We start from the raw sequence: 24,091 nt of genomic DNA, 5'->3' as shown, positions 1-24,091 counted from the left end.
GTGAAAAACGAATGGAAAGGAAAGGGGTACGAGGAATGTCTAGGAAAATGGGCAGTAGAATCAGTGTATTGTTCGCAGTAATGTTGCTGTTCCAAACCTTGCTAAGCAGCTTTGCTTATCCGAGCCAGATTTTTGCAGCAGGTTATAATGACTCTGTCTTTACCGGTATTTCAGCCGAAGAGACAGGCGAACAGCAAGATACAGAAGATGGAACCGTTGATTTAGTCGATGTGCAAATTAATTGGTCCATTGAACATCTAGAGATTAAACCAGGAAATACGGACTCACTTCAACTTTCTGAAGATCTGTCAATTGAAGCAGATCAAACAGGAAGACTTCTTACGGAAGAGGGGGTGGATATTGGGGAATATACAGCCTCCATAAATAATACGGTAATGGTAACTTTCGAGGAGGCGACGGAAGAATATCCAGACTCGAAGGGAGTATTTGTTGTAGAGGCGACACAACCACATCCGGAGAGTGAAGCGCAGCAAGAAGATAACTCTGACGAAGCAGCGGAGACAGAAGGCGATAAAGAATCTGCAGCGGAAAATGATGAGGAAGCTCTGGATGAAGAAGATGTTTCCGAAGAGGAAGAGCCTGTAACGGAGGAAGAGGCTCCTGAAGATGAAGAGGAAGCAGTTGAAGAAGATGAAACAGCTGAAGATGAAGAAACATTTAACACAGCTTCAGAGCATGAAGAACCACAACAAATCACGGAAAATATTATTGATGATTTAAGATTGATTAGAGAAGATGGCTCTATCTATGAAGAAGGAGACTTCCTGGATCTTGATGAAGACTTGAGATTAGAACTGGACTGGTCTTTACCGAATGGTCATGAGTATCAGGAAGGAGATACTTTCGAATTTCAGTTACCTGATGCGTTAACAATCTATAATGATTTTGATGGTGACTTAGATGGTTATGGTATGTACCGTGTAACAACAGACGGTTTAGTTACTTTTACATTTAGCGAAAAAATAGAAAATGAGTCAGATATTAAAGGTACTTTTTGGACGGATACTGAATTAAATGAACAAGTTGTTAAGAAAACAACGGACGAATTAGAATTAATATTCAATGATGAAGTGATTAAAAAAATTACGATCAATGTTAAACCTAAGGGCGGGCAAGCGATTCAAAAGAATGGGCAGCCTGTGAATGGCAACTTTAACACGGAAGAAATTGAATGGTCGGTTATTGTTAATACCACGAGAGAAGCATTAGAAAATGCAGTTGTGACTGACCCTATTTTAGATGGGCAAAAGCTGATTTTGGATTCGATTGATGTCAAAGAAGTAGAAGTGAATCTGGAAGGGCATGTCGAAGAAGTATTGGATGGAGACGTGTCTTTTACAGACAACTCATCTGAAGAAGAGTTAAACCTTCATTTTGGTGACACAGATAAAGCCTATCAAATCACGTTTAGAACAAAAATGACAGAAGAAGAAAAAGATAAAGAAGGCTGGACTGAATATTCAAATACAGCATTCCTAAACTCGGATGGAAAAGACGAAGCACAGTCAGGAGCCTCTGTATCTGTCCAGCGTCCAGAATCACTTACAAAAACAGCTTCAGACTTTAATAAAGGGGATCGTTCTGTCGAATGGACAGTCAATGCAAACTTTACAGAAAAAGAATTAAGTGCTGGCTCTGAGATTGTCGATGAATTTACGTTTACAATCGGTGATAAAGATAGAAGTGATGCTTTTGAGATCACATTAGCCGATATTGACATTCAGCAAGTTGACAGCTTTGGCGATAATGGTGCAGTCGGAAAGACATCCGATGCAAAAGACTTATTTGATATTACGATTGAAGGAAACAAAGTTACGTATAAGTTGAAAGACGCCTCGAATAAAGCGTTTATTATCAAATACAAAACAACAGCAAAAGAAGGCGCCTATATTAATGATGATGGTACGATTTCCAACACAGTAGGTATTGATGGTAAAACCGCGACAAGTAGTCAAGGTGTTGGTCAGCAAGTTGGGGTTAAAACAAATAGTGGCATTAACTATGAAGATAAAACAATTGACTGGACAATTACAGTTAATGCGGATAGGCAAGAACTAAGAAATTTTGTTTTGACAGATGACTTCTCCGATACAGGACAGAAGTTAGTTGATGGTTCAATTAAAGTTGACCCAGGAGTATCTGAAGATGCGATAGTTCCTAATGAAGATGGAGAAGGATTTGTCATTAATTTTGGCGATATCAATGAGCCTTACACAATCACTTATCAAACAGAGTTCACGTACGATTTTGGTGGTACTGATGAAAAGCCAAGTTTCAGAAATGGTGTTCATGTTTCCTATACTACAACAGATGGGGTCGACTATGATCTAGAATTTGGTGATAACGTCAATCCGAACGAAGAGACAAGAAGCAATGGTGCAAAAAATAGTTCGGTTAATAATAAAACAAAAGAAATTACGTGGATGATCGATATCAACTATAATCAATTAACATTAGATGATGCAAAATTAATTGATGAGATCGCGGATAACCAGTCATTAGTTGATGGATCCGTGGCAATCTATCCAACGACGATTTCTGATAATGGTACTATTAAAGTTGGAGAAAATGCAATTGAAGACTTTGATGTAAACATTATTAAAAATGATGATGGCAATAAAGAGATTAACATTGATTTTCGTTCGATTGATCAGAGCTATCGTGTCGTATTTATAACAAAAGATAAAGATGGTATCTATAATAGTAATGAAGTGTATGAAAACAAAGCCCAATTTATCCCACGGGAAGGGGAAGTTCATAACTTAAAAGCTAATGCAACTTTACCGAATCAAGGAGAATTTTTAGAGAAAAATGGTCTCCATAACCGAGATGAGTGGACGATCGATTGGGAGCTTACCGTTAACGAATCGAAATCCACCTTAACAGATGCAACAGTAACAGATAACCTTGGTGATGAATCGTTGCAAATCTTACTAGAAGAATCAATCAAGGTTGCAAAAGTGGGTTCTGATGATGTTCTAGTTGCAGGGGAAGATTATGAGTTAGTCGTGGATGGTAATGAACTGTCTGTAAAATTCCCTGGTGTTATTACCGATACGTATTCAATTAATTATTCTGCCTATATTTTGGCAGCAGAAACAGCAGATATTAGTAATGAGGCAGCAATTAAGTCTGTTGAAGATACCATTGTAGGGAATGTAGAATCAGAAGAAACGGTTCAAGTACGGATTAGTACAGGTGGCGGATCTGGTGAAGGTACTACTGGTGAACTTATTTTAGAAAAAGTAGAATCAGATACTAATAGACCACTAGAGAACGTAGCATTTACATTAAAACGAACAATTGGCAATCAAGAAATTACTGTTCGTGAAGATACAACAGATGAAGATGGTAAAATTCATTGGACTGGATTACAGTTTGGTGATTACACCTTAGAAGAGGTTATACCTGAAGGGTATCTTGGAGAAGAATCTCAAGAAATCACATTATCATCTGATGCACCAGAGGGCATTCAAACAATAACAATTGAAAATGAACGCCAAACAGGAACTGCGGAAATTGAAAAGGTGGATGCTGTAACAGGGGATAAACTAGAAGATGCAGAATTTAAAATTACGAATCTAGTAACAGGTCAAACGTATACTCTGACAACAGATGAGGACGGGAAAATCTCAGAAGAAGTTCCATTTGGTGAATATACGGTTGAGGAAATTACAGCCCCGAACGGGTATAGAATTACGGAAGACATTGAAAATATTACAATCGAAATAGACAAAACCACGGCTATTGAGGTTACGAACCATGCAATTACAGAAGTATCCGGTGAGAAAGTTTGGGAGGATGCGAATAACCAAGATGGAATTCGCCCTGTTTCCATCACTGTAAATTTATTGGCTGATGGCGAAAAGAAAGATTCTGTTGAGATAACGGAAGAGGATGATTGGCACTACAGATTTACCAACTTACCAGTATATGATGAAAATAATGAAGAAATCATCTATACAGTTGAAGAAGAACCGAATGCAGAGATTGAAGTGTATGAAACCGAAGTCAATGGCTTCGATATTACAAACAGCTATACACCGGAAGAAACTTCCCTAACTGTAACAAAATTATGGGATGACGGAAGTAACCAGGATGGAAATCGTCCGGATTCTATTAGTGTACAACTTTATGCAGATGATGATGCGGTAGGCGACCCTATAACACTAGAGGGGCCGTACTGGTCATATACATGGACAGAACTAGCAGTTTATGACAACGGCAGTCCAATTGAATACACCGTTCAAGAATTAAATGTACCAAAAGAATATGAAGTAAGTGTAAGTAACGAGACCCAAGAATATATCGTCATCACAAACTCCTACGAACCAGAAACAACAGAAATCGCAGTAAACAAAGTCTGGAATGACGAAGAAAACCAAGATAACGTCCGTCCAAACAATGTTACAGTAAACCTATTAGCTGACGGGGAAATAGAACGACAAACTGTTCTAAATAAAGATAATGAGTGGCAATACCTATTCACAGATCTTCCGGTCTATGAAGATGGTCGTGAAATCAAATATACTATCACGGAAGATGCTGTAACTCATTATTCAACAGATGTTGAATCTACTGGAACAGAAGAAGAACCAGCTTACACAATAACCAACAACTATACACCAGAAGAAACATCCGTAACCGTGACGAAATCTTGGGATGATGACAATAACCGAGATGGTAACCGTCCGACTGAAATTCAATTACAACTTCTAGCAAACGGTGAGCCACACGGGGACTTTGTAACAGTAGACCAATCAGATTGGACTTATACATGGTCTAATTTACCTGCTAATAAAAATGGTGAACCAATTGAGTATACAGTTGAAGAAGTTGATGTTCCAGAAGGTTATACTGAAAGTGTAAATGATAATGATCATGGAAACATTATAATCACGAACAGTTACGAACCAGAAACAACGGAAATAGCTGTAAATAAAGAATGGGATGATGCAGACAACCAAGATGGCAATCGCCCAAGTGGCGTAACTGTCAATCTATTAGGTAATGGAGAAGTTGTTAAAACAACTGTTTTAGATGAAGAGAATGAATGGAATCACACATTCACAAATCTCCCAGTCTATGAAAATGGAGAAAAAATTACCTACCGAGTGACAGAAAATAATGTGGAAGGCTACACTCCTGACATTAAGTCGGATCCAAACAATGAAAATGGATTTGTTATCACGAATAGTTACACACCTGAAGAAACAAGCGTAACCGTAACAAAGGGTTGGAACGATGTAAACAACCAAGATAATAAACGTCCAGAAAGCATTGACGTTCAATTAACAGCTGATGGTGAAGCGATTGGCGACACACAAACATTATCAGAAGAAAATAATTGGACATATACTTGGGATGAACTAGATTTAAATGCGGATGGTAAACCAATTGATTATTCCGTGGAAGAAGTAAATGTTCCAGAAGGCTATACATCATCTATTAATGATAACGACCACGGCAATATCATCATTACCAATAACTACACACCAGAAGTAACAGAAATCCCTGTTAAAAAGATTTGGGATGATGATGACGATAGAGACCGCGTTCGTCCAAACAACGTAACAGTAACCCTTCTTGCTGATGGAGAAATTGAAAGGCAAGCGGTACTAAACGAAGCGGGAGATTGGGAGCATACATTTAAAAACCTTCCAGTCTACGAAAATGGCACGAAGATTAACTACAGTCTAACGGAAAACACTGTTCTAGAATACTCTACTTCAGTTCAACCGGATGAGAATGGATTTGTAGTAACAAACTCTTACACGCCAGATGAAACAACAGCAACCGTAACAAAAAATTGGAACGATGCCGAGAACCAAGATGGTGTCCGCCCAGAAAGTATCGAAGTTCAGTTATTAGCAAATGACGAACCAACAGGAGCCCCAGTAGAAATCCATGCAGAAGATGGATGGACGTACACTTGGGAAGGTCTGCCGCTAAATGCGGATGGTGAACCGATTAAATATTCTGTTGAAGAACTCAATGTACCAGAAGGGTATGAAATGACGGTAAACGATGAAGATCATGGCAATCTCATCTTAACGAATAATCATACACCTGAAGAAATCAATATTTCCGGTACGAAAACATGGGATGATGCGGACAATCAAGATGGCATCCGTCCAACAACAATTACAGTAAACTTATTTGCAAATGACGACTTTGTTAAGTCAGTTGATGTAACAGAAGCAGACGATTGGAGCTACAACTTCAATAACCTGCCGAAATACGAAGCAGGTGAAGAAATAACTTACACGATTACAGAGGATGAGGTTGAAGGATACGAAACTGAGATAGACGGATTCGATATTACGAACACTCATACACCTGAAGTAATCGATGTAAACGGCACGAAAACGTGGGATGATGCAGATAACCAAGACGGCATCCGTCCAGACACAATCACAGTAAACCTGTTGGCAGATGGCGAGCAAGTTGCTTCTACTAATGTAACGGAAGAAGATAATTGGTCCTATAGCTTCACAGATTTACCGAAATTTGAAGCTGGAGAAGAAATTGTCTACACCATTACAGAAAATACAGTAGAAGATTACACGCAAACCATCGATGGATTCGATATCACGAATGAATACACACCAGGTGAAACAGCAGTAACCGTAACGAAAGACTGGGATGACGCCAACAACCAAGATGGTATCCGCCCAGAAACGATTGAAGTTCAACTAACAGCTGATGGGGACGACCAAGGCGAACCGGTAGAGCTTTCTGAGGATAACAACTGGACACACACTTGGACGGAACTAGATGAAAAGGCTGCAGGTGAATCAATTGTTTATTCCGTTGTTGAAGTTACCGAATTACCAGAATATGAAACAAGTGTAAACGATGAAAACCATGGCAACATCATCATTACAAATAGCTACACACCAGAAACAACAGAAGTAGCTGGAACGAAGACTTGGGATGATGCGGATAACCAAGACGGTATTCGTCCTGAATCCATTACAGTAAACTTGTTATCAAATGGCAATTCAATTAAATCCGTAGAAGTAACCGCAGAAGAGGATTGGAGCTATCAGTTCAACAACTTGCCGAAATACGAAGCAGGTGAAGAGATAGCTTACACGATTACGGAAGATGCAGTGGAAGGCTATGAAGCATCGGTGGATGGATTCGACCTAACGAATACACACACACCTGAAGTAATCGAATTAAATGGCACGAAAACATGGGATGACGCTGATAACCAAGACGGTATTCGTCCAGCGTCCATTACAGTAAATCTTCATGCAAATGGAGATGAGGAAGCAATTGATTCTGTAGAAGTAACAGCAGATGACAACTGGGAATACAGCTTTGATAACTTACCGAAATTTGAAGCAGGCGAAAAAATAACCTACACGATTACAGAAGATGTTGTAGAAGGCTATAACACAATAATCAATGGCTTCAACATTACAAACAGTTACACACCAGAAACAACAGAAGTAGCTGGCACGAAAACATGGGATGACGCTGATAACCAAGACGGTATCCGTCCTGCATCCATTACAGTGAACCTAGTTGCAAATGATGAAAAAGTTGATTCTGTAGATGTAACCGAAGAAACTAATTGGAGTTACCATTTCGATAACTTGCCGAAATACGAAGCTGGTGAAGAAATCGTCTATACGATTACGGAGCAACCTGTAGAAGGCTATGACACCATAATCAACGGCTTCAATATCACAAACAGCCACACACCAGAACTAACCGAAGTAACCGGCACGAAAACCTGGAATGACGGTGACAACCAAGATGGCATCCGTCCAGACTCAATCACGGTCAATCTTTTAGCAAATGGTGAGCCAGTTGATTCCGTCGTAGTATCAGCAGAAGATAACTGGAACTACAGTTTCACGGATCTACCAAAATACGAGAATGGCAAGGAAATAAAGTATACGGTAACCGAAAATACAGTCAAAGATTACTCACAAGAAATCAATGGTTACGATATTACGAACCACTACACACCAGGCGAGACTGCAGTAACCGTAACAAAACATTGGGATGATGCCGCTAACCAAGACGGCAAGCGTCTCGAAGTGATTGAAGTTCAGTTAACAGCAAATGGCGATCCGGTAGGTGACCCTGTTGAATTATCAGAAGCGAATAACTGGACACATACATGGACAGAACTTGATGAGAAAGCAGCAGGCGAAGCAATTGTTTACTCGGTGGAAGAATTAACAGAGGTACCGGAGTATGATACAGAAATAAATGATGAAAATCATGGCAGCATCGTTATTACGAATTCCTATACCCCAGAAGTTATAGAAGTTTCTGGTGAGAAGACGTGGAAAGATGCAAATAACCAAGATGGGATTCGTCCAGACTCGATTATGGTCAATCTTTTAGCAAATGGTGAGCCAGTTGATTCTGTCGAAGTATCAGCAGAAGACGATTGGAGCTATAGCTTCATAGATCTGCCGAAATACGAGAATGGCAAGGAAATCAAGTACACTATAACGGAAAACACGGTCACAGATTACTCGCAAGAAATCGATCGTTACGATATTACGAACCACTACACACCAGGTGAGACAGCAGTATCTGTAACAAAACATTGGGATGATGCGGGTAACCAAGATGGCAAGCGCCTTGATGCAATCGAAGTACAATTAACAGCAAACGGCGATCCGGTAGGTGATCCTGTTAAACTATCAGAAGAGAACAACTGGACATACACATGGACAGAACTCGACGAAAAAGCGGCAGGTGAAACAATCATCTACTCTGTCATCGAACTTACGGAAGTGCCAGAGTATGACACGGCAGTAAATGACGCAGATCATGGAAATATCATCATCACGAATGCTTATACGCCAGAAGTTATAGAAGTTTCCGGTGAGAAGACGTGGGATGATGCGGATAACCAAGACGGTATTCGCCCAGACACTATCACGGTGAATTTATATGGTGACGGTGAGTTTATTGCATCCGTTGAAGTGACGGAAGCAGACGACTGGAGATATAGTTTTACAGATTTACCGAAATATAGTGAAGGCACAGAAATTGAGTACACGATCACTGAAGTTCCGGTAGAAGGCTATGAAACGGAAATTTCCGGATTCGATATTACAAATATTCACGAACCGGAAGTTGTAGACGTTTCTGGCACGAAAACGTGGAATGACGAGAACGACCAAGATGGTGTACGGCCAGATTCCATCACGGTCAATCTTTTAGCGAATGGCGAACTCGTTGATTCTATAGAAGTAACCGCAGAAAATGACTGGAGCTACGAGTTCAGTGACTTACCGAAATACGAAAATGGTGTAGAAATTAAGTACACCATTACAGAAAATACGGTCGCAGATTACTCGCAGGAAATCGATGGTTATGATATTACGAACCATTACACACCAGGCGAGACAGCCGTAACCGTAACAAAACAGTGGGATGATGCGAATAACCAAGATGGCAAACGACTTGATGCTATCGAGGTACAGTTAACGGCAAATGATGATCCGATTGGGGACCCTGTTGAATTATCAGCAGCGAATAACTGGACATATACATGGACAGCGCTTGATGAGAAAGCAGCGGGCGAAACAATCGTCTATTCCGTAATTGAGTTAACAGAAGCAGCAGATTATGTAACGGAAATCAATGATGAAAATCATGGCAATATCATCATTACAAACAGCTACACACCAGAAACTATGGACATTTCCGGTGAGAAGACGTGGCTCGATGGTGACAACGAAACGAATGATCGACCGGAAGAGATTACAGTTAATCTCTTGGCAAATGGTGAAGTTCTTACGAGCACGAATGTGACGGAGGCAGATGACTGGAGCTACCAGTTTACAGACTTGCCGAAGTATAGCGCTGGTGAAGAGATCACCTACACGGTTGAAGAAGTACCGGTAGAAGGTTATGAAACTATCATTGATGGTTATAACATGACGAACCTTCGAGTAGGTACGATTGATGTAGAAGGTGTGAAAACATGGGTTGGTGACAGCGAGGAAGTTCGTCCAGAATCCATCACCGTCCATCTTTTACAAAATGATGTCGTCATTGATACGGAAGAAGTAACAGTGGCAGATGACTGGAAATACAGCTTTACAGATCTTCCGGCGTTTGACGAAGTAGGTGCAGCTTATGTTTATACCATTGAAGAAGAAGCAGTAGAAGGTTACGAAACAACAATCAATAGCTATAATATTACGAACACGTATACCGTAGAAGTTGATGAAGGCGGAGAAGATCCGACAAGCGGAGATGAAAAAGATAAAGATAAAACTCCGAGCACACCAGTTGATAAAGAGGATACAGAAACATTAGCGGGTGTGGACAGTAAAGATTTAGACCCTGGAAAAGGAAGCAAGCTTCCGAAAACAGCGACAAACATCTTTAACCTGTTAGCAATCGGAATCGCCTTAATTGTATTAGCAATCGCGATTACAATTTACCGCCGTAGAAAAGCTGCATAAACAAACAAAAAGGACTCTAATCGTCTTAACGACGGTTGGAGTCTTTTTTTGTGCCGGACATGAGGTGGGGGCGGGACAAATGCTCTGATCCCAGTGTCCCGCTGTTTAAATTAAAATTTTTAGTAAAAGGTCTTGACAAATGTGGGGAGAGGTAATATTGTGGTGTTTAGAACATAATGTTGCGTGAGGGAAACTTTGGGGGAGGAAGTAAAAATGAAGGTGTTCAGTAAAAAGTTGTGTGTAGTTACAGCATTAGTTTTTACGCTTTTACTAGCCGCTTGTAGCGGAGAAGAAAAGTCGGCAAATGATTCTGAAGCCTCTTCAGATGAGAAGATTCAAGTTTTAACAACGATTGCTCAAATTGGTGAGCCGCTTTCGGCAATCGGGGGTGATCGTGTAGATGTCGAGAGTTTGATGGGGCCATCGGTAGATCCACATTTATACAATCCGACCCAGAGTGATATGACCAAGGTCGATGAAGCCGAAGTTATTTTTTATAATGGCTTGAATCTGGAAGCGAACATGGTAGATATGTTCCAGTCCATCCGTGATTCGAAACCGGCATTGGCGATTGGGGAAACACTTCCTGAAGAAAGCCTTTTAGATGATGAAGACGGGGCGCGTGACCCGCATATATGGTTTGATATTGATCTGTGGGAAGCGGCACTGGATGCGGCTGTAGAGGAGCTTAAAGCTTATTCACCGGATGATGCGAATTACTTTGAAGAGAATAAACAAAATTATTTTGCAGAACTGGATGAGTTGAGGGAAGAGGCGAAGAAGTTAGCTGAGATTCCGGAAGAAAACCGGGTTCTCGTAACTGCGCATGATGCTTTTGGCTATTTCGGAAATATGCATGATATTGAAGTTGTTGGTTTACAAGGTTTAAGTACAGAAGATGAGATTGGCATCTCTGATATTGATGAAACAATTGGAATTATTAAAGAACGTACGGTACCAGCGATTTTTGTAGAGAGCAGTATTAATTCCAATACGATTGAAGCAGTACTCGAAGGTGCACAAAGTGAAGGGGTTCCGGTTGAACTCGGCGGGGAGTTATTTTCCGATGCAATGGGAGCGCCCGATTCGGAAGAAGGCACATATATTGGTATGTACCGCTATAATGTGAATACGATTTATGAAGCACTAAGTGGAGAGTGAAGGAAATGAATGAAATCGTGTTAAACGTGAACAATTTATCCGCTTCTTACCGGAAGACGAATGTGTTGCACAGTATCAACTTTGATGTGCATGCGGGATCATTAACAGGGATTATTGGTCCAAATGGAGCGGGTAAATCCACTTTAATCAAAACAATATTGAATTTGCATCCACCGCTTACCGGTTCTGTGAAGTTTTTCAATGAACCTTTCCGGAAAGCGAAAAGGCGTATTGGATATGTCCCACAGCGCGGGGCGGTGGATTGGGATTTTCCGACCGATGCATTAGATGTCGTGACAATGGGGCTATACGGTAAAATCGGCTGGTTGAAGCGGCCGACGAAGAAAGATAAAGCGAAGGCATACGAAGCATTGGATAAAATGGGGATGGCTGACTTTGCTGATAGGCAAATCAGCCAGCTCTCAGGAGGTCAGCAGCAACGTGTGTTTTTAGCAAGAGCCCTTGTACAGGATGCTGATTTATATTTCATGGATGAACCGCTTGCCGGTGTAGACGCGGCAACAGAACGGGCGATTATGACGATTCTCCAGGAATTAAAGGCAAAAGGGAAAACCATGCTCGTCGTTCATCATGATTTACAAACCGTTGAGGATTATTTTGACCATGTCCTTTTGCTGAACCGTACAGTCATCAGTCATGGACGGACCGCAGAAGTTTTCACAAGGGATAAGATTGCGGAAACGTACGGCGGAAATATGCGCTGGATGGGAGCGAGCAGTTAAGATGCTGTCAACTTTATGGAATAGTAATCTTGGTTGGGTGCTTCTGAGTACGATGACTTTAGGGATTGCGGCTGGTGCAATCGGCTGTATCGCTTACTGGAAACGGCAGAACTTGATGAGCGATGCCCTTTCCCATGCGGCACTCCCGGGTGTAGTGATTGCATTTTTCATTTTGGGAGAGAAAAATCTCCTCGTTATCATTATAGGTGCTGCGATCAGTTCCTTGATTGGGGCGCTATTTATCCAATGGATCACCACCTCCAGCAGGATTTCAGAAGACTCGGCAATGGGCATGATTTTAGCTGTGTTTTATGGCTTCGGTATTATGCTTTTGACTATTGCGAACCGGTCAGCTGGAGGAAATCAGAGTGGACTGGATAGCTTTATCTTCGGTCAGGCGGCAGCAATGGTACGTTCGGATGTCATAACGATGCTTATTCTTGCGCTCATCGTATTGTTTATTGTGTTCATTGGATTTAAAGAGTGGAAAATATTTCTGTTTGATCAGCAATTTGCGGGGGGAATCGGCCTATCCGTTAAAGGGATGAATACGTTATATACAATTGTACTTGTGCTGACGATTGTGATTGGAATCCAGGCTGTTGGAGTGATTTTAATGGCGGCATTGCTTATCATTCCTGCGGTGAGTGCCCGTTACTGGACGCAATCCTTTCGAACGATGATTCTTTTATCAGCAGTAATTGGCGGTTTGTCAGGAGCAATTGGCACGTTGATTAGTTCCTATGGGCGTGGATTACCGACCGGGCCGTTCATCGTTGTGATCGGTGCAGGATTTTTTGTATTATCGTTAGTTTTTGGAAAGGAAAAGGGAATACTGATCCATTATGTACAGTATAAACTTCAGCGGAAAAATCAGCTGCAAGGTTGGAAACAGGAGGTGGGAGGACGATGAGTTATACAGCATGGATTCTGTTGACAGCTTCATTAGTAGGCTTATCTTGCGGTATTATCGGCGTCTTCCTCATCTTGCGGAAAACGGCGATGATGGCAGACGCGATCAGCCACACTGTTTTACTTGGAATCGTACTAGCGTTTATTGTAACAAGGGAAGTAAGCGGGACGGCGATGTTAATTGGTGGAATACTTGCAGGGTTACTGACAGCTTTTCTTGTGCAGGCCCTGCATACCCTCGATGTGCAGCATGATGCCTCGATGGGGATTGTGTTTACGACATTGTTTGCAATTGGTGTGATTTTAATTGCTACATCAATCGGGAATGCCCACTTGGACGTTCAGCATGCATTAATGGGGGAAATTACCTTCATTCCATTCCATACGATTACATTGCCGATTATCGGGGAAATTCCCCAAGCGACTGCGATGTTGTTATTTGTATTTCTCGTTGTTTTAATTTCGATTGTGGCATTTTATAAAGAGTGGAAGATTACCACTTTTGATCCAGCATTGGCAGCAAGTTTGGGAATTCCGGTGCTGTTGATGCATTATGTATTTATGGGGTTAGTTTCCGTGACAACGGTCGCTTCTTTTGACGCGGTGGGGGCGATCATGGTCGTTGCGATGCTCATCACTCCAGCAGCATCTGCCTATTTATGGACCGATAAATTGTCGCTTATGATTGTACTAAGCGGCGGTTTCGGAGTTGTGTCCGCTCTTGTCGGTTACTGGATTGCTGCATGGATTGACACATCGATTTCAGGCTCCATGGCCTTTGCTACCGGACTGGTCTTTCTATTAAGCTTCATCTTCTCACCAGCCCATGGCCTCATCGCCAAACGAATGAAACCAGAAATCGGGACATAGGGGGTCAGAGCATTTGTCCCACTGTGCGTCGGGACAAATGCTCTGACCCCGTGTCCCGCCTACCACAACTGGGACAGCTGCACTGACCCCAATGTCCCGCTTTAATATGGTTCGGCGTCGTGTCCTTTTTCGATTGCTTCTTTAACAGCTTTGTCTGCGTTTTTTGCGCCGAGGGGATGCATTTCTTCCGCAGCTTCCGCCATAGTGGAAGCTTTTTGTTTATTTGCTTGTTCCAGACCTTCGCGTAATCTTCTGCCATATTCTTCATCCGCTGCCTCCGCAAGAGCAATCATTTTATCCTGGATGACTTGCGCACAAGTTGCAAGGTCGTTCACGAGGTTATGGATGAGCTCATCTTTTTCCCATTGTTCGAATTTACGATAGGTTTCTCCAGCTTGTTTCGTATTATCATCCCGGTCGATCGATTTGCGGACAATATTACCTTCTACATATGGAGTGTACTCTTTCCCGGTCTGTTCAGCTTCTTCAAGACCGCCTAAGCTGGAAGGTTCATAGTTCACATGTAAGTTTTGTTTGGATCCTTTATCATTATCAAAACGCATTTGGCCGCCTTCCTGATTCGTTGCGACACGTCTTTTTGCGGCATTAATTGGCAATTGTAAGTAGTTGGCGCCAACGCGGTAACGCTGAGTGTCAGAGTAGGAGAAGGTACGTCCCTGCAGCATCTTGTCATCGGAAAAGTCTAACCCATCGACAAGTACCCCTGTTCCAAAAGCGGCTTGTTCTACTTCTGTAAAATAATTCTCCGGGTTGCGATTTAAGACCATTTTTCCAACTGGAAGCCACGGGAATTGGTCATCCGGCCATAATTTTGTATCGTCAAGCGGATCGAAATCCAGTTCTGGGTGTGGGCCGTCTTCCATAATTTGGACGAACAGCTCCCATTCAGGATATTCTCCTCGTTCAATCGCTTCATATAAATCCTGTGTTGCATGGTTAAAGTTTTTTCCTTGGACTTCTTGCGCTTCTTTCGTAGTAAGGTTCTTGATTCCTTGTTTCGGTTCCCAGTGATATTTAACGAGAACCGCTTTACCTTCCGCGTTTACCCATTTATACGTGTTCACGCCGGACCCTTGCATCATACGGTAATTGGCAGGAATGCCCCAAGGTGAATAAATAAATGTCACCATATGGAAAGATTCCGGTGAGTTCGCGCAGAAATCAAAGAAACGCTCACTGTCCTGAACGTTTGTCACAGGATCTGGTCGGAAAGCGTGGATCATATCAGGGAACTTCATCGCATCACGAATGAAGAATATTTTTATATGATTTCCGACTAAGTCCCAATTTCCATCTTCTGTGTAAAATTTTACGGCAAAGCCTCTTGGGTCACGTACGGTTTCAGGGGAATGATTCCCGTGTACAACGGTTGAGAAACGGACAAAGACAGGGGTTTGCTTCCCTTTCTCTTGAAAAACTTTCGCCCGGGTATACTTAGCAACAGGTTCATCTCCGACGGTACCGTATGTTTCAAAATAACCATGAGCTCCGGCACCTCGGGCATGTACAATCCGCTCCGGAACTTTTTCGCGGTCGAAGTGGCTGATTTTCTCAATAAAGTCATAGTTTTCAAGCATCGCCGGTCCGCGGTTTCCAACGGTTCGGATATTCTGGTTATTCGTAACCGGATGACCTTGCCGCGTCGTTAGCGTGTTCTCGTCTTCTTTATGTGTCTCGTAATTGTCTTTGGGTGGTTCTTTACTCATTGTTCATCCCTCATTTCGTAAAGTTAACAATGATTAGCCTGCCCTAGTAAGAAAAATTCATGCAAAAAGGAACGAGAGGCTCAGAGCAGTTGTCCCACTGGGACAGTTGCTCTGACCCTCACGTCCTGCTCCCAAATGGGACAAGTGCTCTGACCCCAATGTCCCGCTCAAGGGAACATTTTCCAGCTTTCGATGCCGAATGTTTCGTAGGGGACGCTGATGCGGAAGGCGAGATTGTTTTCCTTCAAGTCAAGACTTTCGACGGCAAGTTCGAAGTTACTGCGGATATCCATGTCTGTAATTGCAATATAAATTTCTTCTTCATTTGGATCGACAATGACCCAATCTGGCATTGGTAAATATCTGTCCAAGTATTGCATAATTCTTCGGTTCGGTAGTTCCAATAGTCCAAGTGAAATCGATTCCTGTCGCAAAATAATATCCCCGTTTTCCACGACTTCCGGTTCAAAGCGCATGGAAAGAGGAACGGTGGTTGAGAAAACCGGAAGTTCACCGATTAAATGCACATCCTCCTCTAACTCAATGCGGTACTTATGACGCGTATTTTCAGTTAAATGTTCAATATATGCGTTAATCAAGCTATTTAAATTTTCCTTGGATGTCCGGACGACGAATTCGGAGCTTTCCTGTTTCACTTTTTCTGTTTCGCTAGGCAGTTCCACATCTTCCGCCGGCCAAAAAATCAAGCTGATAAGCAGCAGGAAGCCGGCAATATTTAACGCTAGAATCAGGAAAAAACCTTTTTTCCAATTTAGTTTTGGTTTATGCTTATCGGTTCTTGTCATGAGTCAACCTTCTTCTCTAGAAATATAGTCTAACACGCGCTCTGCCATCAAATAATAACCAGCATAATTTGGGTGAAAATTATCATCGGCAAATATAGGATCCTCATTCCCGGCAAATAAATCGATGATCGGGATGAACGTAATATTATCCATTTCGTTCGCCAAGCTGCTTCCTGTCTCATTCCAGGTATTTACAATCTGATTTAATTCCTCGATATCTTGGAAATACCTTTCAAAGGGATTGTAAATTCCGAGCAGATAAATATCGGCATTCGAATTAATGTCAGAGAGCGTTTCAAGAATTTCCTCAAGCCGTTCTTCGTAATCGCTATGTTCTTGAATGAAGTCTTCTATTTCCAGGTTTGTAATATTTTCCTTCGCCACTTCCATAATGTCATTCGCACCAATTGTGACAAGAACAATATTCGCTTCTTCCAGCGCTTCAATGATTTCAGGTTGCCCTAAACGGATTAAAAGCTGATCCGTCCGGTTACCAGGTATACCAAAGTTTTCAAATGTCGCAATTTCTTCTTCCTGGTTTAATGAGCGTTCTAAAATTCCTACATAACCGCCGCTATTTGTCGTATCACCGACTCCGCGGGTGAGTGAATCCCCAATCGCGACTATTTTTACTTCACGCTGAAAAATCCTTCCGAACGTATCTTTAACGACGTGGGATAGCCGTTGGGAAAAGCTGTTTTCTTCCTCTGCCGTTTCCTCTACCTCATCCTGGTCATCTTGAATTGGTTCAGTTTCTTCCATTAATTCTTCTTCGTTCTCCTCAGGGATTAAAGGCTGGTTTAATGCCGGGGGCTGACTATCTATATAATAAAGTATTCCTATTGTTAAAAGAATGATTGCAAAAAGGATAAATAATATTTTTTTCATCGTATCACACCTATAATCTGTCTACTACCAGTATAAAACGTGGATTTAATTTGTCTACTATTCTCTACTTACCCTATTATACTACTCCTAAAAAACTTAAGTTAAACAAGAGGAAGGGAGGAGACAAAAAAAGAAACGAACGCACCTGGCATTCGTTTCTTTCTGAAAGCTCCATTTCTATATTTCAATTGTCTCTTTTGCTGCTTTACTGCCGCGAATACGGTCCAATTCACTCGCAATGGACTTGCTTTCAACCACCTGAATGCCTGCAGCTTGCGCATGTTCAGCTGTAGCGTCATCAGCGTTAGTTTCAAGCCAAAGAATCTTGCTTTCTTTATTGATAAGCTGCTCGATGATTTCTTTTGGAAGCTCCTCTGCGTTTACGACAAGTGCATCAAGGGATCCGGAAACATCGCTCAATTGTTCCGCATTTTCAACAGCTATTACTTCAAAACCGTAGTTCCTTAGTTTTTTCTCTGTCGCATCTTCAACGCCAGCAACCGCAATTGCTTTCTTGCGTAACCCTTCTGAACGATCAAAAGGCGAATGGAGCAGCCAGTTTACTGCATCTTCTGCTGTCGGTGTGATTTGCGGTGCCTCGCCAGTTGCTTTTGCAATTGCTTGGTCAAGGTCTTTTAAAATATCTTTTGTTGATTCAAGACCAATTGACAAGCGGACGAGTTCTTCCGGTGTACCGCTCTTTTTCAAATCTTCCGCATTTAGCTGCTGGTGTGTCGTTGAAGCAGGGTGGATGATCAAGGATTTCGAATCTCCAACGTTTGCCACATGGGACCAAAGCGTAATGCTATCGATGAGTTTACGTCCCGCTTCCCGACCACCTTTAATACCGAATGTAATGATGGAACCTGCACCGCGTTTTAAATATTTCTTCCCTAATTCATAGGAAGGGTGCTCTTCAAGACCTGGATAGTTGACCCATTCTACTGCCGGATGGTTTTTCAAATAAGAGACGACATCTTTCGTATTCTCCAAGTGACGGTCGATTCGCACTTGTAAAGACTCAAGCCCTTGGATGAACGTGAAAGCACTCTTTGGACTTAATGAAGCACCAATGTCACGTAATAGTTGGACACGTAACTTTGTTGCAAATGCAGCTGGTCCAACGTCAACGTATTTTAAGCCTTTATAGCTCTCGTCCGGTGTTGTGAACTCAGGGAAACGCGGGTTATCCCAGTTGAAGCGTCCACCGTCTACAACGACTCCACCAATAGTTGTACCGTGACCGCCAATCCATTTCGTTGCGGAATGGATGACGATATCGGCACCCCAGCTAATTGGTTTTGTAATGAATGGGGTTGCGAACGTGTTGTCGATGATGAGCGGGAGTCCATTTTCATGTGCGATTTCGGCAACTGCTTCAATATCGAATACGTTTAAGCTCGGGTTCGTGATCGTTTCACCGAAGATTGCTTTCGTGTTGTCGGTAATTGCTGCACGGAAATTCTCTGGGTTTGTCCCGTCGACTAGTTTGAAGTTGATTCCGTATTTTGGCAATGTATTCAGGAAAAGGTTATACGTTCCACCGTAAAGGTTGCTATCTGCAATAATTTCGTCACCTGTTCCAGCGATATTTAAAATAGCGAGTGTAATGGCAGCCATTCCAGAAGATGTTGCTACTGCTCCAACACCATCTTCAAGATCTGAGATTCGTTGTTCAAAAGCTGCCACCGTCGGGTTCGTGATCCGTGTGTAGACGTTTCCTGGAGTTGTAAGTCCAAAAACACCCTGCGCATGCTCTGTACTTGGGAAAACGTAGGAAGTTGTTTCGTAAATAGGTACTGCTCTTGCTCCGGAAGCTGAATCTGGCTCCTCTTGACCTGCGTGAAGGGCTTGTGTTTCTAAATCGAAAATATTGAATTCTGACATTGTATTTCCTCCTTGGTTTTTTAAAATATGTAGTTCGTTTGTTCTGGAGAGAGGGATAATGAAAACGCCCTCTTCCTTAAGAAGAGGGCGTATAGTTTACTATACATGTCCTCTTCTTATCTTCCAGATCAGGTTAGATCTGTAGGAATTAGCACCATTAAAAGTAAAAGTTGCTTACTTCAAGGTTGCCGGGCTTCATCGGGCCTAATCCCTCCGCCGCTCTTGATAAGAAGATTTCTAACTTAAAATTTTCAGGAAAAGCGCTAACTGCGCTACTTGAAAATCTTTTATAAATTTACTGATGATTATAACGCCTTCCTCAACCGAATGTCAACCCCTTTAGTTGGTTTTCTTAAAAAAGATTTTAGCGTGGGGACAGATGGAGACAAGGGGGTCAGAGATCTTGTCCCAGGCGTCGCGGGACATTGGGGTCAGAGAAACTGTCCCGCTGGTGACTGGGACAAATGCTCTGACCCCAAGACCCTAAGCAAAGTTTTTCCTCAGTTTTATGTTTTTGCACGTTTTTTTGCTGGGTGATGATAAACCGAACTTAAATAAAGAATGAGTGCAAACCAGATAAATAAGAAGGCGATAAAATTTTCCATTGAAAAAGGTTCATGATAGACGAACACACCGAGGAAAAGCATCATTGTCGGTGTGATAAATTGTAAGATCCCTACCATGGATAATGGAATTGCCCTGGCACCACTTGCAAATAATAAAAGAGGAATCGCAGTGGCAATTCCTGCTCCGACAAGTAACAGATTTGTCCCTGAAATAGCTGGTGAGAGTGTGAAAGCTTGAGCCGGAAGCAGGAAAAGATAGCCTGCTGCAATCGGGGTGACAAGCATTGTTTCAACCGTAAGCCCGTGAGTTGCACTAATGTTGATTTTCTTTTTTAACAGACCGTAAATTGCAAAGCTTGTAGCAAGGGCAAGAGAGACCCAAGGGAATACGCCGCTAGAAATTGTCAGATAGAGAACACTTACGATACAGAGCAAAAAAGCGAACCCTTGCCGCATCGTAACTTGTTCCCTTAAGACGACAATACCTAAGAAAATGCTCATTAATGGATTAATATAATAGCCGAGACTTGCTTGGAGGACGTATCCATTCGCGACTGCCCAAATAAATAAAAACCAATTGGTCGAGATGAGGACGGAAGCAGCTGCAATAGCTAATAAGTTCTTGGGATTTCGTAATAAACTCTGGCACGTAGCGAGGAATGACCAAAATTGCTTGAGTGTGAGCAGTAAAGCGATCATGAAAATGAACGACCAGACAATCCGATGGGCGAGCGTTTCCATCGGATTCACATGGTCAAGAAGTTTCCAGTATATGGTCAAGAAACCCCAGAGCAAATACGCGCTAAGCGTATATAGCGTACCTAACTTCATCTCCTTTGACTCCATCGCCACAACCTCCTTCCGATTCCTCTGTTAAGTATAAAAACAATATTAAGACTAATTACGCAAAAACTCAAGAATCGGGACACGGGGTCAGAGGTTTTGTCCCGGCTATCGTGGCGGGACATTGGGGTCAGTGTAGCCGTCCCACTGGGACAAATGCTCTGACCCCAAGTCCCACTTCCAACTATAGAAACCGCTTTCATTAAAGGCGTTTTTCTTGTATGCTAGTAATAGAAGTAATGCTTCATGAATTGTCATATTTTCGAGTAGGAGAATAAAGGGGAGGAAGCACATGGCAAACAAATATCAGAGATTTGAAACGGCAGTGATTCACGAGGGATATGATGAGTTGGAAATGCTCGGAAGTCTTTCCGTTCCACTCTTTCAAACATCCACCTATGTCTTTAATTCGGCGGAACAAGGCGAAAGACGCTTTAGCGGGGAAGAGGAAGGATTCGTTTATTCTCGTTTAGGAAATCCGACTGTTCGTGTTCTCGAGGAGCGGATTGCCCGGCTTGAAAATGGGGAGAAAGGTCTTGCGTTTGCTTCGGGTATGGCGGCTGTTTCAGCTGTTTTATTGTCTTTGACGAAAGCGAATGATCATGTTCTGTGCTCTGCAGGTCTCTATGGTTGTACGTATGGCTTGTTGATGATGCTGAAAGAAAAATACAATATTACTTCAGATTTCTCCTTGCTCGATTCAGAAGACGAAATCCACGCTAAAATAAAACCGGAAACTACATTGATTTATGTTGAAACCCCGATTAACCCGACAATGAAGCTCATTGATTTAGAACTTGTTAGCAAGGTTGCGAAACAATATGGTATACCAGTCGTCGTTGATAATACATTCTCTACCCCCTATTTACAGCGGCCGATAGATTTAGGATGCGATATCGTGCTCCATAGTGCTACGAAATATATCGGCGGTCACGGAGACGTGATTGCCGGTCTTGTCGCAGGGAAGGCCGATTTTATTGATGAACTTGCTATGTCTGCACGCAAGGATATAGGCGGGATTATGTCTCCATTTGATGCATGGTTGCTGCTCCGAGGTCTCAAAACTTTGCCAATCCGCATGGACCGTCACTGTAAGAATGCAACCCATATTTTTAAAAAGTTAAACGGACATCCAAAGATTGGTTCGATTTACTTCCCAGGGAATACCGATGCTGAAGACGGAAAAATTGCAGCAAAGCAAATGCATAAGGGTGGCGGGGTGATTTCTTTTGAAATAAAGGGAAGTAAACGAGATGCCCAGCGCTTTATGAATCGGCTCAAATTTATTAAAATCGCAGTGAGCCTTGGCGATGCGGAAACTTTGATTGAGCATCCGGCAACGATGACACATGCGGTTGTGCCGGAAGAATCGCGCTTGGAAATGGGGATTACCGATCAGTTGATCCGGCTTTCAGTTGGTCTGGAAGCATGGGAAGACATTTGGGATGACTTGGAACAAGCGTTAGCTGCGAGCACTTAAGTTATCCGTAGCATTTATTATAGTACGCTATGCAATAAAAAAACATCATATTCCAACCTGGATTAAGATGTTTTTTTGTGTTCATATTGTCTTCTAGGGGTATAGTAATTGGGACAAATACTCTGCCCCTCTTGTCCCAACCAAAACCGGGACAAATGCACTGACCCCCTGTCCCACCAGCACAGACCGGGACAAACACTCTGACCCCGTGTCCCGCTCGAAGTGGTGGGGGAGTTGTGCTATATTAGAGGTAGTTATGTTGGTTTGATTTGATTGATGAAGAGGGCTGGTTAGATGAGCTTAGTTGCAATTTTGTTGAATATTACGATATTAATTAATATCATTCTCGGGTTGTCGATTATCTTTCTGGAGCGGAAGAACGCTTCATCCACCTGGGCTTGGCTCATGGTTCTTTTATTTATCCCTGTTGCAGGATTTATTCTCTATTTAATATTTGGAAAACCAATCAGTAATGGGCGGATTTTCGTCTGGGATACGAAAAGCAAGCTCGGTCTAAAGGCTGCCGTCCAGTCTCAGCTTCGTGACATTGAGAATGATGAGCTTGAGTATAGTGACCAGGACATGAAGAAATATGCAAGCTTGACTTATTTAAATTTACGAACAGACTCATCCCTCTTCTCCCAGAATAATGCAGTTGATATCCTCCTTGACGGAAAGGAGAAGTTTGACCGTTTGATGCAGGACATGCGGCGGGCGAAAGAGCATATCCACTTGATTTATTATATTGTCCGGAACGATGAGCTCGGCACGCAACTAGCCGATGTTATGATCAAGAAGGCAAATGAAGGGGTCACCGTCCGTTTCCTTTATGATGCGATGGGTGCACGTCGGTTAAGTAAAGGCTATATTAAACGGCTCCGTGAAGCTGGCGTCCATGTCGAAGCGTTTTTCCCGGCGAAGGTCATCAACTTTAAAATCAATTACCGGAATCACCGGAAACTCGCAATCATTGACGGGAAAATCGGCTACATCGGCGGTTTCAATATAGGTGATGAGTACCTTGGTAAAGATAAAAAATTCGGTTATTGGCGTGATACCCATCTCCGTGTGAAAGGTTCTGCTGTAGAAGGGATGCAGACACGGTTTATCCTTGACTGGAACCAAGCAGCGAAAGATAATATTCATTACGAAGACCATTATTATCAATCGGAAAAAGCAGGAGATGCCGGTATGCAAATCGTCTCTAGCGGACCCGACCAGAATCTAGAACAGATTAAGAATGCATATATAAAGATGATCCTCGAGGCGAAGGAATATATCTACATTCAAACACCTTATTTCATTCCAGATGAAAGCTTGCGGGATGCGTTAAGAATCGCCGCCTTATCGGGCGTGGATGTAAAGGTCATGATTCCGAATAAACCGGATCATCCATTTGTTTACTGGGCAACATTATCCTACAGCGGAGATTTGCTCGAAGCAGGCGGAGAAATTTACATTTACCAGAACGGTTTCATGCACGCGAAGACATTAATTGTCGACGGAAAAATATCCACGGTCGGAACAGCGAATATTGATGTACGCAGTTTTCGCCTGAATTTTGAAGTGAATGCCTTAATTTATGATAAAGAAATTACTGAGGGGCTTGTTGAAGCATTCCATGACGATATTCGCCGCTCCACGCAAATGACGAAGAAATTGTACGAAAAACGTTCCATCGGAATTAAATTGAAAGAATCAATTTCGCGGCTTTTATCACCAGTTCTGTAAAA

At 42.3% G+C, this 24,091-nt stretch carries 12 protein-coding genes and 1 riboswitch; of the genes, 7 read left to right on the top strand and 5 right to left on the bottom strand.

Annotated elements, in window-relative coordinates:
• The first annotated feature begins 35 nt into the window (after positions 1 to 35).
• From L3V42_RS04130 to L3V42_RS04110, 5 genes are all read left to right on the top strand, one after another.
• Positions 36 to 10,475 (top strand): Cna B-type domain-containing protein, encoded by a 10,440-nt coding sequence (locus L3V42_RS04130; RefSeq protein ID WP_238471392.1) that lies wholly within the window; start codon positions 36 to 38, stop codon positions 10,473 to 10,475.
• A 213-nt stretch (positions 10,476 to 10,688) separates the two neighbouring features.
• Entirely contained in the window at positions 10,689 to 11,636 is a 948-nt protein-coding gene (locus tag L3V42_RS04125; protein WP_238471391.1) for a metal ABC transporter solute-binding protein, Zn/Mn family, read from the top strand.
• A 5-nt stretch (positions 11,637 to 11,641) separates the two neighbouring features.
• Positions 11,642 to 12,379 carry a metal ABC transporter ATP-binding protein gene (locus L3V42_RS04120; protein ID WP_238471390.1) on the top strand — a complete coding sequence of 246 codons (738 nt, stop codon included), beginning with the start codon at positions 11,642 to 11,644 and terminating at the stop codon, positions 12,377 to 12,379.
• 1 nt (position 12,380) lies between these two features.
• Positions 12,381 to 13,292, top strand: a complete 912-nt coding sequence (locus L3V42_RS04115) for a metal ABC transporter permease (RefSeq protein ID WP_235762645.1) — start codon at positions 12,381 to 12,383, stop codon at positions 13,290 to 13,292.
• A complete protein-coding gene (locus tag L3V42_RS04110) occupies positions 13,289 to 14,161 on the top strand; it encodes a metal ABC transporter permease (RefSeq protein ID WP_238471389.1) in 873 nt (290 codons plus the stop codon). Before L3V42_RS04115 ends, L3V42_RS04110 begins: the two co-directional genes overlap by 4 nt.
• A gap of 101 nt (positions 14,162 to 14,262) precedes the next feature.
• Here L3V42_RS04110 and L3V42_RS04105 read toward each other — a convergent pair whose 3' ends face one another.
• The 5 genes from L3V42_RS04105 to rarD form a co-directional block, all read right to left on the bottom strand.
• A complete protein-coding gene (locus tag L3V42_RS04105; protein WP_238471388.1) occupies positions 14,263 to 15,888 on the bottom strand; it encodes a catalase in 1,626 nt (541 codons plus the stop codon).
• Positions 15,889 to 16,055: 167 nt separating this feature from the next.
• The gene (locus tag L3V42_RS04100) at positions 16,056 to 16,694 is read right to left on the bottom strand and encodes a YpmS family protein (RefSeq protein ID WP_238471387.1); all 639 of its coding nucleotides are present in this window, start codon (positions 16,692 to 16,694) and stop codon (positions 16,056 to 16,058) included.
• 3 nt (positions 16,695 to 16,697) lie between these two features.
• Positions 16,698 to 17,582 (bottom strand): SGNH/GDSL hydrolase family protein, encoded by an 885-nt coding sequence (locus L3V42_RS04095; RefSeq protein ID WP_238471386.1) that lies wholly within the window; start codon positions 17,580 to 17,582, stop codon positions 16,698 to 16,700.
• 177 nt (positions 17,583 to 17,759) lie between these two features.
• On the bottom strand, positions 17,760 to 19,469 hold the full coding sequence (locus L3V42_RS04090; RefSeq protein ID WP_238471385.1) for a PLP-dependent aspartate aminotransferase family protein: 1,710 nt from the start codon (positions 19,467 to 19,469) through the stop codon (positions 17,760 to 17,762).
• Positions 19,470 to 19,582: 113 nt separating this feature from the next.
• Positions 19,583 to 19,701: riboswitch (SAM riboswitch) on the bottom strand.
• Between the two features lie 274 nt (positions 19,702 to 19,975).
• On the bottom strand, positions 19,976 to 20,881 hold the full coding sequence (rarD, locus tag L3V42_RS04085) for an EamA family transporter RarD (RefSeq protein WP_238471384.1): 906 nt from the start codon (positions 20,879 to 20,881) through the stop codon (positions 19,976 to 19,978).
• 289 nt (positions 20,882 to 21,170) lie between these two features.
• Here rarD and megL point away from each other — a divergent pair, with 289 nt between their 5' ends.
• Both megL and cls read left to right on the top strand, forming a co-directional pair.
• Complete coding sequence (megL, locus tag L3V42_RS04080) at positions 21,171 to 22,358, top strand: methionine gamma-lyase (protein WP_235762638.1); 1,188 nt, start codon at positions 21,171 to 21,173, stop codon at positions 22,356 to 22,358.
• Between the two features lie 294 nt (positions 22,359 to 22,652).
• Positions 22,653 to 24,089: a cardiolipin synthase gene (gene cls, locus L3V42_RS04075; protein WP_238471383.1), complete on the top strand. Its 1,437-nt coding sequence runs from the start codon at positions 22,653 to 22,655 to the stop codon at positions 24,087 to 24,089.
• The last annotated feature ends 2 nt before the right edge of the window (positions 24,090 to 24,091 follow it).

This window comes from Oceanobacillus alkalisoli, from assembly GCF_022213125.1.
GTDB classification, from domain to species: domain Bacteria; phylum Bacillota; class Bacilli; order Bacillales; family Amphibacillaceae; genus Oceanobacillus; species Oceanobacillus alkalisoli.
Note: the sequence above shows the minus strand (reverse complement) of the source record. Positions and strands in the feature narration are given on the sequence as shown.

Coding starts and splice junctions, on each gene's coding strand:
- L3V42_RS04130 (WP_238471392.1), top strand. CDS start 36: ATGTCTAGGAAAATGGGCAGTAGAATCAGTGTATTGTTCGCAGTAATG.
- L3V42_RS04125 (WP_238471391.1), top strand. CDS start 10,689: ATGAAGGTGTTCAGTAAAAAGTTGTGTGTAGTTACAGCATTAGTTTTT.
- L3V42_RS04120 (WP_238471390.1), top strand. CDS start 11,642: ATGAATGAAATCGTGTTAAACGTGAACAATTTATCCGCTTCTTACCGG.
- L3V42_RS04115 (WP_235762645.1), top strand. CDS start 12,381: ATGCTGTCAACTTTATGGAATAGTAATCTTGGTTGGGTGCTTCTGAGT.
- L3V42_RS04110 (WP_238471389.1), top strand. CDS start 13,289: ATGAGTTATACAGCATGGATTCTGTTGACAGCTTCATTAGTAGGCTTA.
- L3V42_RS04105 (WP_238471388.1), bottom strand. CDS start 15,888: ATGAGTAAAGAACCACCCAAAGACAATTACGAGACACATAAAGAAGAC.
- L3V42_RS04100 (WP_238471387.1), bottom strand. CDS start 16,694: ATGACAAGAACCGATAAGCATAAACCAAAACTAAATTGGAAAAAAGGT.
- L3V42_RS04095 (WP_238471386.1), bottom strand. CDS start 17,582: ATGAAAAAAATATTATTTATCCTTTTTGCAATCATTCTTTTAACAATA.
- L3V42_RS04090 (WP_238471385.1), bottom strand. CDS start 19,469: ATGTCAGAATTCAATATTTTCGATTTAGAAACACAAGCCCTTCACGCA.
- rarD (WP_238471384.1), bottom strand. CDS start 20,881: ATGGAGTCAAAGGAGATGAAGTTAGGTACGCTATATACGCTTAGCGCG.
- megL (WP_235762638.1), top strand. CDS start 21,171: ATGGCAAACAAATATCAGAGATTTGAAACGGCAGTGATTCACGAGGGA.
- cls (WP_238471383.1), top strand. CDS start 22,653: ATGAGCTTAGTTGCAATTTTGTTGAATATTACGATATTAATTAATATC.